The 13,985-nt window shown below is 69.1% G+C and carries 14 protein-coding genes; 9 read left to right on the top strand and 5 right to left on the bottom strand.

Annotated elements, in window-relative coordinates:
* The first annotated feature begins 105 nt into the window (after positions 1-105).
* The 4 genes from ACP2AD_RS00705 (at position 106) to leuB (ending at position 5,546) form a co-directional block, all read left to right on the top strand.
* Positions 106-2,388, top strand: a complete 2,283-nt coding sequence (locus ACP2AD_RS00705; protein WP_425228155.1) for a class I SAM-dependent DNA methyltransferase — start codon at positions 106-108, stop codon at positions 2,386-2,388.
* 377 nt (positions 2,389-2,765) lie between these two features.
* Complete coding sequence (locus ACP2AD_RS00710) at positions 2,766-3,719, top strand: polysaccharide deacetylase (RefSeq protein ID WP_425228156.1); 954 nt, start codon at positions 2,766-2,768, stop codon at positions 3,717-3,719.
* 24 nt (positions 3,720-3,743) lie between these two features.
* Positions 3,744-4,475: a DNA repair protein RecO gene (recO, locus tag ACP2AD_RS00715; RefSeq protein WP_425228157.1), complete on the top strand. Its 732-nt coding sequence runs from the start codon at positions 3,744-3,746 to the stop codon at positions 4,473-4,475.
* 27 nt (positions 4,476-4,502) lie between these two features.
* Positions 4,503-5,546, top strand: coding sequence for a 3-isopropylmalate dehydrogenase (leuB, locus tag ACP2AD_RS00720; protein ID WP_425228158.1), 1,044 nt, complete (start codon positions 4,503-4,505; stop codon positions 5,544-5,546).
* Positions 5,547-5,550: 4 nt separating this feature from the next.
* On the opposite strand, the gene ACP2AD_RS00725 is transcribed toward leuB, so the two are convergent.
* Entirely contained in the window at positions 5,551-6,780 is a 1,230-nt protein-coding gene (locus ACP2AD_RS00725) for a phospholipid carrier-dependent glycosyltransferase (RefSeq protein WP_425228159.1), read from the bottom strand.
* Positions 6,781-6,899: 119 nt separating this feature from the next.
* On the opposite strand from ACP2AD_RS00725, the gene ACP2AD_RS00730 reads away from it, so the two are divergent.
* From ACP2AD_RS00730 to ACP2AD_RS00745, 4 genes are all read left to right on the top strand, one after another.
* Positions 6,900-8,105: a trans-sulfuration enzyme family protein gene (locus ACP2AD_RS00730; protein WP_425228160.1), complete on the top strand. Its 1,206-nt coding sequence runs from the start codon at positions 6,900-6,902 to the stop codon at positions 8,103-8,105.
* Between the two features lie 14 nt (positions 8,106-8,119).
* Positions 8,120-8,518 (top strand): Co2+/Mg2+ efflux protein ApaG, encoded by a 399-nt coding sequence (apaG, locus tag ACP2AD_RS00735; RefSeq protein WP_425228161.1) that lies wholly within the window; start codon positions 8,120-8,122, stop codon positions 8,516-8,518.
* Between the two features lie 142 nt (positions 8,519-8,660).
* Positions 8,661-9,464 carry a LysR family transcriptional regulator gene (locus tag ACP2AD_RS00740; RefSeq protein WP_425228162.1) on the top strand — a complete coding sequence of 268 codons (804 nt, stop codon included), beginning with the start codon at positions 8,661-8,663 and terminating at the stop codon, positions 9,462-9,464.
* Entirely contained in the window at positions 9,461-9,997 is a 537-nt protein-coding gene (locus ACP2AD_RS00745; RefSeq protein WP_425228163.1) for a GNAT family N-acetyltransferase, read from the top strand. The genes ACP2AD_RS00740 and ACP2AD_RS00745 overlap by 4 nt, the downstream gene beginning before the upstream one ends.
* Here the strand turns inward: ACP2AD_RS00745 and ACP2AD_RS00750 are convergent.
* From ACP2AD_RS00750 to ACP2AD_RS00760, 3 genes are all read right to left on the bottom strand, one after another.
* The gene (locus ACP2AD_RS00750) at positions 9,984-10,448 is read right to left on the bottom strand and encodes an STY0301 family protein (RefSeq protein ID WP_425228164.1); all 465 of its coding nucleotides are present in this window, start codon (positions 10,446-10,448) and stop codon (positions 9,984-9,986) included. The genes ACP2AD_RS00745 and ACP2AD_RS00750 overlap by 14 nt on opposite strands.
* On the bottom strand, positions 10,420-10,815 hold the full coding sequence (locus ACP2AD_RS00755) for a BPSL0067 family protein (RefSeq protein WP_425228165.1): 396 nt from the start codon (positions 10,813-10,815) through the stop codon (positions 10,420-10,422). The genes ACP2AD_RS00750 and ACP2AD_RS00755 overlap by 29 nt, the downstream gene beginning before the upstream one ends.
* 65 nt (positions 10,816-10,880) lie before the next feature.
* Complete coding sequence (locus ACP2AD_RS00760) at positions 10,881-11,744, bottom strand: ABC transporter permease (RefSeq protein ID WP_425228166.1); 864 nt, start codon at positions 11,742-11,744, stop codon at positions 10,881-10,883.
* A gap of 53 nt (positions 11,745-11,797) precedes the next feature.
* Here ACP2AD_RS00760 and ACP2AD_RS00765 point away from each other — a divergent pair, with 53 nt between their 5' ends.
* Positions 11,798-12,457 carry a GcrA family cell cycle regulator gene (locus tag ACP2AD_RS00765; RefSeq protein ID WP_425228167.1) on the top strand — a complete coding sequence of 220 codons (660 nt, stop codon included), beginning with the start codon at positions 11,798-11,800 and terminating at the stop codon, positions 12,455-12,457.
* Between the two features lie 13 nt (positions 12,458-12,470).
* Here the strand turns inward: ACP2AD_RS00765 and ACP2AD_RS00770 are convergent, their stop codons facing one another.
* Entirely contained in the window at positions 12,471-13,934 is a 1,464-nt protein-coding gene (locus ACP2AD_RS00770) for a S41 family peptidase (protein WP_425228168.1), read from the bottom strand.
* Positions 13,935-13,985: the final 51 nt, after the last annotated feature.

A 13,985-nucleotide genomic window follows, 5' to 3' on the forward strand; every position in this document is an offset into this window, starting at 1 on the left:
ACGATCAAGGCCGCCGAGTTGATGGGCAAGCTCCACGATGCGCTGGAGGCGGCGAACTACAAGGGCCACGACCTCGAACAGCTGCTCGTCCGCCTGCTGTTCTGCATGTTCGCCGACGATACCGGCATCTTCCAGCCCAAGGACATCTTCCTCGAACTGCTCGGGAACGACACGCGCGAGGACGGCAGCGACACCGGCCGTATCCTGATGGAGCTGTTCGACGTGCTCGACACGCCCGAGGGCGATCGCCAGACCGGCCTGTCGGGCGAGCTCAACGCCTTCCCCTATGTCAACGGCGCGCTGTTCGCCGGACGGCTGCGCACGCCGGTGTTCGACGCGAAGATGCGGACGCTGCTGATCGACGCCTGCCGCCACGACTGGACCGGGGTCAGCCCCGCGATCTTCGGCTCGCTTTTCCAGTCGGTGATGGACGCGAAGGAGCGCCGCGCCAAGGGCGCGCACTACACGTCCGAATCCAACATCATGAAGGTGATCGGCCCGCTGTTCCTCGACGATCTGCGCGCCGAGCTGGACCGGCTGATCGCGCGCCGCACCGGGCGTGAGGGCGCGCTGCTGGAATATCAGGCCAAGCTGTCGCGTCTGACCTTCCTCGACCCGGCGTGCGGCTGCGGCAATTTTCTCGTCATCGCCTATCGCGAGATCAGGCGGCTCGAACTCGATTGCCTGAAGGCGCTGTACCCGACGCAAGCGATTGACGCGGTGCTGCTCAGTCGCGTCACCGTGGAGCAATTCTACGGCATCGAGATCGAGGAGTTTCCCGCCCGCATTGCCGAGATCGCGATGTGGATGACCGATCACCTTGCCAACAACGAATATAATGAGGCGTTCAAGGGAAACACGGCACGCATCCCGCTCCGCCATTCCGCGCACATCCGCCATGCCGACGCGCTCGACACCGACTGGTCGAGCGTCGTCGCGCCCGAGCAGTTGCGCTACATAATGGGCAACCCGCCGTTCGTGGGCGCCAAGTTCCAGACACTCGAACAGCGCGCGGAGGTCCGCGCGATCGCCGGGCTGGGCGGCAGCGGCGGCACGCTCGATTTCGTCGCGGCGTGGTTCATCAAGGCAGGGCAGATGGTCTCGGCCAATCCGCGTATCCGCATTGCTTTCGTGTCGACCAACTCGGTCAGCCAGGGCGAGCAGGTGGCGCAGTTATGGCCGATTCTTTTTGACCGCTTCGGTCTGGAGATCGCGTTCGCGCACCGCACCTTCGCTTGGGGCAGCGAGGCGCGCGGCGCAGCGCACGTTCATGTCGTGGTGATCGGGCTGGCGCACCGCGACAACGAACCCGCCGAGAAGCGGCTGTTCAGCTATCCCGACATCCGCCGCGAGCCGATCGAAAGCCAGCACGGGGCGTTGACCGCGTATCTGTTCGACGCTCGTGGGGTGACGAACCGGCATTTGGTAGTGAAGGAGGAGTCACGCCCGATCAACGGTGCTGGTAGAATCGTAATTGGATCGAAGCCAATCGATGGTGGCTACCTCATTTTCGACGCTAACGAGCGAAGAGACTTGTTGCAAAGCGAGCCGGATGCCGCCGAGTTTATCCGACCTTACGTGAGCGGCGAAGATTTCATTAACGGAGGTGGGCGATGGATTGCTGCATTGCAATCCGCTTCCCCAGAACGCCTTCGCAACATGCCGAAACTGATGGATCGCATAGCAAGGGTACGCCGCTATAGAAGCGGCGAAATCCCGGCAAAGGGCAAATCAAAAGATAAGATGAAAGAGCCCGGCACTTCATCGCGCTCGCTTGCATCGACACCGACTGCCTTCCACGTAACTGTCCTTCCAAAGCGTCCCTATTTGGCAATTCCCGAAGTCAGCTCTGAACGTCGAGAGTATGTCCCAATCGGTTGGCTAGCGCCGCCAACGATTCCTAGCGCTAAAATAAGACTGCTCGACGGCGCCACTCTTTGGGATTTCGGGCTACTGACCAGTCGGTCTCATGTGGCATGGACGGCCCATATCGGAGGACGCCTCAAAAGCGATTTTCAATACGGGATCGGACTAAACTACAACACCTTCCCGTGGCCCGACGCCACCCCCGCGCAGCGCGCGAGGGTCGAGCAGCTCGCTCAAGCCGTGCTCGACGCCCGCGCCGCGCACCCGACCGCCAGTCTCGCCGATCTCTACGATCCCGACACCATGCCCGGCGATCTGCGCCGCGCGCATCACGCGCTCGATCTGGCCGTGGACAAACTCTACCGCCCGGCCCCCTTCGCCTCTGACCGCGACCGCGTCGAGCATCTGTTCGGGCGCTACGAGGCGCTGGTGAACCCGCTGGCCACCAGCGGGGTGAAGGCCAATCGGCGTGTCGCGCGTCGCGACGACCGCAAGCCTAAGCCTGATTGCCCAAAGATGTAACGCCAGCGATTGAGCTGCCGCTGAAATAAGCCTGTCCTACAAACCCGCCCCGCGCCTAGCGTTCGTGGCATGGGCACGACTCACTCCTTTGCGCCTGCTCCCGCCACGGCGGACGATAGTGTCGCGCGCGCTGGAGACGATGCGTGTTTAGCGGACAACATGGACAACATGTCACCTCCGCCCGCCGGCCTGCAAGCTCGCGACCCGGAACGTCACGATCGCAAACGGCCGCCCCGGCTTTGCCCGCTTACGATCCCTGCGCGGCGTCGCATTCCACCCCGGACCGTGAAGATGGCGAATGTCCGCCTCACCGCCCCGGGCCGGCCGCTTCGCAAAATCTTCACGCCCCGCGCGTTACGCCCGCCCGCGTGCCGGCCGTGTTCCTCACCATCGATACCGAGATCGCCTGGCGCCACCATGCAGCCGGGCTGCCGGTGGCGGAGGTCGCAGGGCGGTCGTTCGAGCCGGGCGGGGTGGGGCTGGCGTGGCAGCTCGATCTGCTCGCGCGGCATGGATTGAAGGCATGCTTCTTCGTCGATCCGCTGCCCGCGCTCGTCTACGGCCTCGCGCCGATCCGGCAGGCGGTCGAGGCGATCCTCGCTGCCGGGCAGGAGGTGCAGCTCCACCTCCATCCGCAATGGGCGGGCGCGCGCGCCGATGCGGGCGCGTCGCATGGCCGCTTTCAGCTATGGGAATATGACGGCGGCGAACAGGCGCAGCTGATCGAGGCGGCGGCGCAGCTGCTGGGGGCCGCGGGCGCGCCGCCGCCGATCGCGTTCCGCGCGGGCAGCTATGCCGCCGATGACGCCACGCTGGCGGCGCTGGCGGCGCTGGGCTTCGTTTATGACAGCAGCCACAACGGCGCCGGGGCGCCCGCGATCAGCCGTATCGCGCTGCCCCCGGATCAGGTCGCGCCGGTCGTGCCCCTGGCCGGCGGGGGCGCCGTCGTCGAGGTGCCGGTGACGGTGATCGAGGACCGGGCGGGGCATTATCGCATCTTCCAGCCCTGCGCGCTGTCGACCGGCGAAGCGGCGGCGGCGCTCGACCATGCGGTTGGCGCGGACCACGCCGCGGTGACGATCGTCAGCCACTCGTTCGAACTCGCGAACCGGGCGGGGACGCGCGCCAATGCGGTCCATGTCCGCCGCTTCGCGGCGCTGTGCCGGCTGCTCGACGCGCGCAGGATGGAGCTGCCGACGGCGTGGTTCGGCGATCGCCGTGCGCTGCCGCTCGATCGCGCCGACAGGCCGCTGGCGCCCGATCGTCTGCGCACCGGCTGGCGGCAGGCGGAACAGCTCTGGTCGAACTGGGTGGAGGAACGCGCGGCCTAGGGGCGGCTGTGCTAGGCGTGGCTCATGCACCTGCGCGCCGAAGCCATCGTCCTCGCGGTTCGTGCGCATGGCGAACATGGTGCGGTCGTGCGCGGCTTCACCCGCGACGACGGGGTGCAGCCGGGCTATGTCCGCGGCGGCCGGTCGCGGCGGCTGCGGCCGGTGCTGCAGCCCGCCAATACCGTGCTGGGCGACTGGCGCGCGCGGACGGGGGAGCAGCTGGCGGCGCTGACGGTGGAGCTGGTGACGAGCCGCGCGCCATTGCATGCCGAGCCGCTGGCCGCCGGGGCGCTCGAGTGGCTGACCGCGCTGACCGCGGCGGCGCTGCCCGAGGCGCAGCCCTATCCGCGGCTCCATGACGGGCTGACCGGCGTGCTCGCCGCGATCGAGGCGGCGACGGCGGCGCGCGACTGGGCCGGGAGCCTGGTGCGCTACGAGCTGCTGCTGCTCGCCGAGATGGGATTCGGGCTCGACCTCGACCGCTGTGTCGTTACCGGGGCCGCGGACGGCCTGGCCTTTGTCAGCCCGAAAAGCGGCGGCGCGGTCAGCCAGGCGGGGGCGCAAGGCTATGAGGCGCGGCTGCTGGCGCTGCCCCCGTTCCTGCGGGCCGGCGGCGCGACGGATTGGCCGGCGATCTTCGACGGGCTGGCGCTGACGGGGCATTTCCTCACGCGCGACATCCTGGTCGATCGCCGCGCCCCGGCGCTTGCCGCGCGGGAGCGGCTGGTCGAGCGGCTGCACCGCGCGGTTGCGTGAGCGGATCACGCCCGGCAAGGGTGGCGCATGGCTCTGATCGCACTCATGCCCGGCGACGGGATCGGCCCCGAGGTCATCGCCGAGGCGCGGCGCGTGCTCGACGCGCTCGGCCTCGACCTGTCGTTCGAAGAGGCCGCGGTCGGGGGCGCCGCTTACTTGACGGCGGCGCACCCGCTGCCGCCCGAGAGCCTGGACCTGGCGGAGCGTGCTGACGCGGTGCTGTTCGGCGCGGTCGGCGACCCGCAGTTCGACGGGCTGGAGCGCGAGCTGCGCCCCGAACAGGCGATCCTGGGGTTGCGCAAGAAGCTCGGCCTGTTCGCCAACCTGCGCCCGGTACGGCTGTTCGAGGGGCTGGAGGATGCATCCGCGCTCAAGCCGGAAATCGCACGCGCGATCGACCTGCTGATCGTGCGCGAGCTGACCGGCGACATCTATTTCGGCGAGCACAGCCGCGGGCGGACGCATACCGGGCTGCGCTATGGTCAGGATGTGATGCGCTATGACGAGACGGAGATCGCCCGCATCGCGCATATCGGCTTCACCGCGGCGGCGGGGCGGCGCGGGCGGCTGCTCTCCGTCGACAAGGCCAATGTGCTGGAGACGAGCGCGGTGTGGCGCGAGGTCGTCAACGAGGTACGGCGCGATTTCCCGGAGGTCGCGCTGACTCACATGTATGTCGATAATGCCGCGATGCAGCTGATCCGCGACCCCGGCCAGTTCGACGTCATCCTGACCGGCAATCTGTTCGGCGACATCCTGTCCGATCAGGCGAGCATGTGCGTCGGCTCGATCGGGATGCTCCCTTCGGCTGCGCTCGATGAGGACGGCAAGGGGCTGTACGAGCCGATCCACGGCTCCGCGCCCGATATCGCCGGGCAGGGCAAGGCCAATCCCTGCGCGGCGATCCTTTCCGCGGCGATGCTGCTGCGGCACTCGTTGCGGTTGACCGCGGCGGCCGACCGGATCGAGGCGGCAGTGGCGGCGGCGATTGCGGGCGGCGCGCGCACGGCGGACCTGGGCGGCACACTGTCCACCAGCGCGATGGGCGACGCGGTGCTGGCGGCGCTCTGACCGCTTACGGCCACGTGCTGAACCACATCCAGCGCTGAAAGGCCTGCGGCCCGTCGAGCGCCGCCGCCGACAGGATCGGCCAGAAGCGGATGAACAGCCCCGCCGCCAGCGCCACGAACGCCTCGTCCCACCACTGCCGCCGCACCCCCCGATAGCGGTGAAAGGCAGCCGCGATCGCCAGCGGCAGCCACAGGCTGGGCAGGTAGTAATAATAATAGAAGCCCAGGCTCTTCGGGATCAGCGCCCACATTCCCCAGCCGCCCAACCACAGCGCCGCGACCCCGCCATAGGCCGCTGCCCGCTCGCGCAGCCACGCCCAGCCGCACAGCGCCACCGCCCCCAGTCCCCCCCACATCACCGCCGGATTGCCGAGCATCAGCACGCCGCGCACCGCGCCGTCGACCGGCTCGTACAGATACCAGATCGGCCGGATCAGCAGCGGCCAGCTCCACCAGGCGGACTGATAGGTGTGGGCCGGCAGCACCTGCATCTGTTCGCGCAGCATCTCGAGCTGGAACGGCAGCAGAGTCGCGAGCGTCAGCGGCTGCTCGGCGTAGAAGAAGGCGGGAAGGAAAGTGACGAAATAACCCGCTGTGCTGCCCAGCGCGAGCCGCCACGCCGCCCCCCGGATGCTCATGCTCGGCCAGCGCCGTTCGTTGCGGGCGAGGAGGAAGCCGGCCGCGGCAAGGACGCCATAGGGCACCGCCAGCCACTTGCACCCCGCCGCCAGCCCCAGCAGCACCGCGCCGAGCAGCCAGCGCTGTCCGACCGCCACACCCTCGCTACGCATCGCCCACAGCATCGCCGCCGCGCCGCCGACCATCAGAACCGCCATGAACGGGTCCAGCATCGCGATCCGCGACTCCACGAACAGCGTGAAGTTGAGGATCGCGAGCAGCGCGGTCAGCACCGCGGTCCGGAGGTCACGAAAGGTGAGCCAGGCGATCGCGAACAGCCCCGCGACGGTGAGGCTGCCCGCGACGCTCGACAGGATGCGCCAACCGAACGGATCGTCGCCGAACAGCGCGATGCCGAGTCCGATCAGCGCCTTGCCGAGCAGCGGATGCTCGATGTTCACCGGCCGCGCCAGCGCCCACAGTGTCCGCGCGGCGGGTACGTAATGAACCTCGTCGAACATCGGCTTGTGCGGCGTCGCGAGATGGTACGATAGCAGCGCCTGCGTCGCCAGCGTGAGGAGCAGGCACGCGACGGCAGGACGTTGCAGATGTTTCACCAGGCCGATGTTCCCGAGCGGACGCGCGCGCGCAAGGGGCCGCATGGCGGACGCGGCGCCCGCCTCCCTCGCGGCCCCCTCCCTTGCGGCGCTGCAGCGCAACGGGCATGGCGCGCGCCATGAAGCGCCGCACCGGGCAGGACCGATCCGTCACCGACCGCTGGCGCCCCGCCACCCGCGCCGTGCGCGGCGGCACCGCGCGTTCCGAATGGGGGGAAACCAGCGAGGCGATCTTCCTCACCAGCGGCTATTGCTATGACAGCGCCGAGGAGGTGGCGGCGCGCTTTGCCGGCGATGCGCCGGGGATGACCTATTCGCGCCTCCAGAACCCCTCGACCGAGATGCTGGAACAGCGGATCGCGTTGCTGGAGGGAGCCGAGGCTTGCCGCGTCACCGCCAGCGGCATGGCGGCGATGACGGCGGCGCTGATGTGCCAGCTGTCGCAGGGCGATCATCTGGTCGCCGGGCGCGCCGCCTTCGGCTCGTGCCGGGTGCTGACCGACACCATCCTCCCGCGCTTTGGGATCGAGACGACGATCGTCGACGCGCGCGATCCGCAGCAATGGCAGGATGCTGTCCGGCCCAACACCAAGGCGTTCTTCTTCGAGACCCCCGCTAACCCGACGATGGACGTGGTCGACCTGAAGGCCGTGTGCGGCATCGCGCGGGCGCACGGGATCACGACGGTGGTCGACAACGCCTTTGCGACGCCAGCGCTGCAGCGGCCGCTGGAATGGGGTGCGGACGTCGTCGCCTATTCCGCGACCAAGATGATGGACGGGCAGGGGCGCGTGCTCGCCGGGGCGGTGTGCGGATCGGCCGAGTGGATCGAGAAGCAGCTGCTCGCCTTCACCCGACATACCGGGCCGAACCTGTCGCCTTTCAGTGCCTGGGTGGTGCTGAAGGGGCTGGAGACGCTGGACCTGCGCATCCGGCGGCAGTCGGAACATGGGCTGGCCGTTGGGCGGTTCCTGGAGAACCGCGTCAAGCGGATGCTCCATCCGGGGCTGCCGAGCCATCCGCAGCACAATCTCGCGATGAGCCAGATGGATGCCGCCGGCGCGATCTTCGCCTTTGAAGTGGCCGACCGGCGGCAGGCGTTCGCGCTGCTCAACGGGCTGGAGCTGGCGGACATATCCAATAATATCGGCGACTCACGCACGCTGATGACGCACCCGGCGTCGACGACGCATGCCAGCGTGTCGGCCGAAGCGCGGGCGGAAATGGGGATCGGCGAGGGGCTGTTGCGGTTGAATGTCGGGCTGGAAGACCCGCTCGATCTGATCGACGATCTCGACGGTGCGTTGACGGCGGCGGGGCTATGAGCACGGCGGCGACGATGAATTTCCTCTTTCCGCATGTCGCTACCACCGAAGGGGTGAACGTACGGGTGTCGGTCAGCTTCCTGCCCGAACAGTCGGAGCCGCGGCGCGGACGCTGGTTCTGGGCCTACCACATCCGGCTTGAGAATATTGGCGTCGGCGCGGTGCAGCTGCTGACGCGGCACTGGGTCATCACCGACGGCCGCGGTGCCAAGCACACGGTGGAGGGCGAGGGCGTGGTCGGCGAGCAGCCCCTGATCGAACCGGGCGGATCGTTCGACTACGTGTCGGGGTGCCCCCTGGCCACCCCCACGGGGGCGATGCAGGGATCGTATCGCATGGTCGGCGAGGACGGGCGCAGCTTCGATGTGGAGATACCGCGGTTTGCACTGATCGCGCCGACGGTGGCGGGGTGAACTCCTCCCCGGCACGGGCAGGGGGACCGCTCGGCGCAGCCGGGTGGTGGAGGGGGCGGGCCGCATACTGTCAGCTGCCGGATAGCCCCCGCCGTCACGCGCTGCGCGCGCGCCACCTCCCCGTCCCGGGGAGGAGCGATCGATGAAACGCACCCATCTCCCTTTGAACGGCCTGCGCGTGCTCGACGCCGCGGCGCGGCATTTGTCGTTCACGCGCGCGGCCGACGAGCTGGCGGTAACCCCGGCGGCGGTCGGGCAGCAGATCAGGGCGCTGGAGGACACACTTGGCGCGGTGCTGTTCCGGCGCACCACGCGCGGGCTGGAACTGACGCCGGAGGCCGAAGCCGGGCTGGCGCCGCTGCGCGATGCATTCTTGCAGTTCGAAGAAGCGGTGCGCGCGATGCAGGCGGGGCAGTCATCCAAGTCGCTGACCATTGCCGCGCCGCGCGACGTGACCGAGAAGTGGCTGATGCCGCGCCTCGCCGCGATCGCCCGGGCGGACCCCGACCTGCGCTTCATGCTGCTTTCCGCCGATGCCGAACTCGACTTCGCTCAGGCCAATCTGGACCTCGCGATCCGGTGGGGCACCGGGCCGGGTGCGGAGGAGGGGGAAGCGATCGAGGCGGACGGGCTGGTCACGGTTACGGCCCCGGTGGGTGGTGCCGCGCTGGCCGGCGGGACGGCGGCGGCGATCGGCTGGCCCGGCGCGGCCGATCCGGCGGCGGCGATCAGCGTCGCGGACGCCGGGCTCGCGGTCGATGCGGCGGCGGCGGGGCTCGGTCGCGCAACGGTGCCCGAGCTGATCGCGCGCGCCGATCTGGCCGCGGGCCGGGTCGTCGCGGTGGACGCGGCGGTGCCCTCGCCCGCGGGCTATTGGCTGGTCGCGCCGCTGCCGCAATGGCGGCAGAAGAAGGTGCAGGCGCTGGTCGCGGCGCTCGGCGCGTGATCCCCACGCTGACGACAGCGCGGCTGGTGCTGCGGCGCGGGCGGCCCGGTGATGCTGAGGCACTGCATGCGCTATGGAGCGACGAGCGGGCGATGCGCTTCTGGTCGCATCCGCCGCACACCGCTTTCGAAGAGAGCCGGGCCAAGATGGCGTCGATCCTTGATGCCGATGGCTGGCGCATGTGGGTCGTGACGCGGGCCGGCGACGATACCGCGATCGGCACCGTCAACACGCATGCGCGTCGTGCGGGAGTAGCGGAGATCGGCTATGGCTTCGTGCCTACCTCTTGGGGCGGCGGGCTCGCGCGTGAGGCGGTGGCGGCGATGATCGACCGGCTGATCCGCGACGAAGGCCACCGCCGCGTCTTTGCAGACACTGATCCGGATAATGTCGCGTCCAACCGGCTGCTGGAGCGGCTCGGCTTCCGGCCGGAGGGCCGCCTACGCGAGGAGTGGGAAACGCATCTCGGCGTGCGCGACGCGCTCATCTGGGGGCTGCTCGCCGACGAGTGGCGGGGCTTCAGCGGCAACTGATTGCGGCATCCCTCGCGGCGGGGTGCATGGTGTCCGTGGTGACGGTGCAACCGCGCGCTGCGGCCACGACCGGGCGGCTCAACACGATGTCGGTGCCCTGATAGCGGCAGGCAAAGTAGATCGGCTTGACATGGCCCGCAAAGGTCCAGCTCGCAGTGGTGAGCCGCCCGGCGCGGCGGCTGCCGGTGGGGGCGAGCTCGGCCTCCTCGGCGACCGGGCCGTCGTAGAAGCCGAAACTGTCGAGCCGGCCGCCGCGCGGCGAGCGCACGCTTTCCCAGCCCGCGACCGCGGCGGCCGACTGGCTGGTGTCGAGGCGGACGGGGCAGGCCAGCGTGGCGGCGGGAGCGGTCGGCTGGACCGGGGCGGCCCAGGCAGCGCCTGCCGCCAGGATCAGCGCCACCGCGGCCGCCGCGGCCAGCCGGTCAGTTAATGACGGCGAACGCGTCGGCATTGTTGCTCGGATCGACATAGTTGCCGTTCTTGTCCTTGCCCTTGAAGGCGATGTGGCGCGAGCTGACCCTGGGCTTGGTCTTCGCGCTCGTCCACTGGTCCATGATCCAGATACCCGTCGCGTCCTGACGCAAATACAACGCGGCGTGGTTGCCGTGCCGGTGGCTTTCGTACCGGCCGCCGACAAAGGTCGCGATCGCGGTGCCCTTGGCGAGCAGGGCCTGCCCGCGCACCGCCGCGCCCTCGCGCCATTGGCTGGTCACGGGCGCAGCGGCGTAATGCTGAACCAGGACGACGCACTGGCCGCTGCCGACCTTGTCGGTTGCTTCCAGGTCGTCGACGTCCGTATAGACATAGGGTCCCGGCACGCGTGTCCTCCGTTGCCGCTTCATTACCTGGCCGCCGGATAAGGCGAAGTCCAGCAGCCGAACCGCTAGTTCTTGAGCTTCCAGCCCGACCGCAACAGTCCGTAGCACAGCGCCGCCAGCGCGGCGTCGAGCGCCAGCAGCGCGACGCCGCCGATCGCCACCGGCGAATCGCTTGCGCCAAGAAAGCCGTAACGAAACCCCGAGATGATGTAGAAGAAGGGATTGGCATGGCTGAACGCGCGGAAGGCGGGGGCAAGCCGGTCGACCGAATAGAAGGTACCCGACAGCAGCGCCATCGGCACGATCACGAAGTTGGTGACCGCGGCGGCATGGTCGAACTTTTCCGCCCAAATCGAGGTCAGGACACCCAGCAGCGACAGGAACATCGCGCCCAGAAAGCCGAACCACAACACCGCCAGCGGCTGTGCGGGCGTGACGTGGAGCCCCGGATAGCAGGCCATCGCCAGCCAGCAAATCGAGCCAACCATAAACGCCCGCGTCATCGCGCCGCCGACCAGGGCGGCAAGCAGCTCCGCACTCGACAGCGGCGGCTGGAGATAGTCGACGATCGTGCCCTGGATTTTGCCGACCAGCAGCGAGAAACTGGCATTGGCGAAGGCGGGGTTCATCATGCCCTGCGAAATGATCAGGCCCGGCGCGATAAAATCGGCGAACGGCACGTCGACGCCGCCGACATGGACCGGCCGCCGGGCGCCGGTCGCGATCGTGAACACGACCAGAAACAGCAAGGTCGTGATCGCAGGCGCCCATACCGTCTGCAGCTGCACCTTGAAGAAGCGGCGCACCTCCTTCACATAGAGGGTCTTCAGGCCGCCCCAGTTGACGTTCCGGATCACCGGCACGCCCCAACCGTTCAAGGGCGCGGTCGGACGCGCGATTGTATCGTCGATCGGGGGCCTGCTGCTCATCGCCATGCGGGTAGCTGGCGTGGCCCCCGGCCGCAACGCTTGTAAGGAATGCTATGTCCTGGACCGAAGACCGGATCGACCAGCTGAAGACGATGTGGGAGGCGGGGCAGACCGCCAGCCAGATTGCCGAGGCGCTCGGCGGGGTCAGCCGCAACGCCGTGATCGGCAAGGCGCATCGCCTGGGGCTGCAGGCGCGGCCGTCGCCGGTCAGGCCCAACGAGCCCGAGGTCAAGGCGCCCGAGCCCGCGCCGCCGCCCCCCGCCGCGGCCCCGCCCGCGCCGGTCCGGCACGAGCCCGCCGCGCCTGCCCCAGCGCCGCGGCCGGCGGTGGCACTACCCGCCGCGCCCGATCCGCGCCGCGAGGAGAGTGATCCGCAGCCGGTCATGCGGTCGGTGGGGCCCGGCGGTTTTGTGCGTCAGTCGCCCGGCGAACAGCATCCGCCGACCACGCCGGCGCCGCCGCGGCGGCTGGTGCCCGCCAAGCCCTCACCCGACATCGCGGGCAAGACGACGCTGCTCGACCTCAACGACCGGATCTGCAAATGGCCGCTGGGCCATCCGGGCGAGCCGGACTTCCACTTCTGCGGCGACAAGGTGAACCCGGGTTTCCCGTACTGCGTCGCGCATTGCGGCCACGCGTATCAGGCGCAGCTGCCGCGGCGCGACCGGCGGCCGCCGCCGCCGCTGCCGTTCGGAGGCCCGCGCGTGCGCTGAGCGGCGCAGCCGGTCAGAGCAGCGCGGCGATCACCGGGTCGCGCGCGGTGGTGATGTCGGCGATCGTCGGCGCGATGCGGCGGTCGGGCACGATCCCGGCGTTCGGCTCCGATGCGCGCGGGAAGGTGCCGATCAGTGGCAAATCGACTTCCAGTCCCGTTGCGGGCAGGCGCAAGAAATAGAACCCGCCGCCGTTGATGCCACGCCGATTGCCCCCAGTCGGCTCCCCGACCAGCGTGGCCAGCCGTTCGCGGCGTGCGAGTTGCGCAAAGGCAAAGGTGGCGGAGCTGTTCTGCGCGTCGGTCAGCACGGTCACCGCGCCGGTGTAGCGTGGGCCCCGCGGCGCAAGGGTCTCCCAGCGTTCGCGCGCGCCGGTCAGTTCCAGATAGCGGCTGTCGAACGGCTGTGCGGCGTCGCCCCAATCGTCGAAGCGCCGGTCCCAGGTATCGAGCGCAGGCCTTAGATCGGGCGGGATGCGCCGGTAACGGACCAGGCGGTGGGCGGTATCGAGCGTGGTCGGGTGATCGAGCAGCCGGGCGGCGAGCACGTTGCCGCAGTCGTTGCCGCCCTCGTTGCCGCGCAGATCGACGATGAGGCGGGGTACCCGATCAGCGCAGAGGCGGTCGATCTCCTCGTTCAACCACCCCGCCCAGTCCCAGTGCGTGTTGTAGAACGCCCAAGTCGGCATGGTGAGCAGCGCCGCCGAACCGTGCCGCTCGATCGTCCAGACCGGCCGGTCGCCGCTGGTGTCGACGTCGCGCGGCCGATGCGCGCGGCGCTGTGCCAGCGACACCGCCTCCAGCACCGCGGTACGCCGCCGCCCCGCGGGATCGGCGACGAGCAGCCGATAGCGTGTGCGGCCGCCGAACAGCAGCGAGAAGAAGATGTCGAAGCTCTCATACCCGTCTTCCCCTTGCACCGACATCAATCGCCGGCGCTTGCCGTCGTTGCCGCCGTCGGCGCGTGCCATCGTCATCAGCGCGGCAAGCACCTCGCCTGCGGGGCGGCCGTCGATTGCAAGCACCTCGCTGCCGGGCACAATGCCGGTGGCGAACGGATCGGCGGTGACGATCATCCGCGGCCCGAGCCACAGGAACGACAGCGGCAGCCGGTCGGGCGCGTCGAACAGCGCCGCCTGCACGGTGCGGCTCTGATTATAGAAATTGGCGTAGCTGTGCCCGCACTGCACGGTCGCGAGGAAGCGGGACAGCCGCAGGTAAAAGGCCGGGAGCGTCATGGGCCTGGCGCAGCTGTTGGCCAGCGTAGCGAACCGCGCGGCGCTCTGGGCGGGCGTATTGTATCGTAGCAGACCCGGGTGCAGCATTTCATAGGCGCGGCGTAGCAGCGCGATGTCGGCGCGCATCGCATCCGGCGAAAGAACCGTCGCGACCGTCGCCGCGCAAGCGGGAAAAGGCGGCACGGCAAAGGCTGCGGCGCCGCCGGCGATTACGGTACGGCGGGTGAGTAAGATGTTCATGGCAGCCTCGCTTTTCGAGACTAGAATGGTGGCGTCCCGTCGCGGCGGCAA

It is taken from the genome of Sphingomonas sp. (genome assembly GCF_965248875.1).
Taxonomy (GTDB): domain Bacteria; phylum Pseudomonadota; class Alphaproteobacteria; order Sphingomonadales; family Sphingomonadaceae; genus Sphingomonas.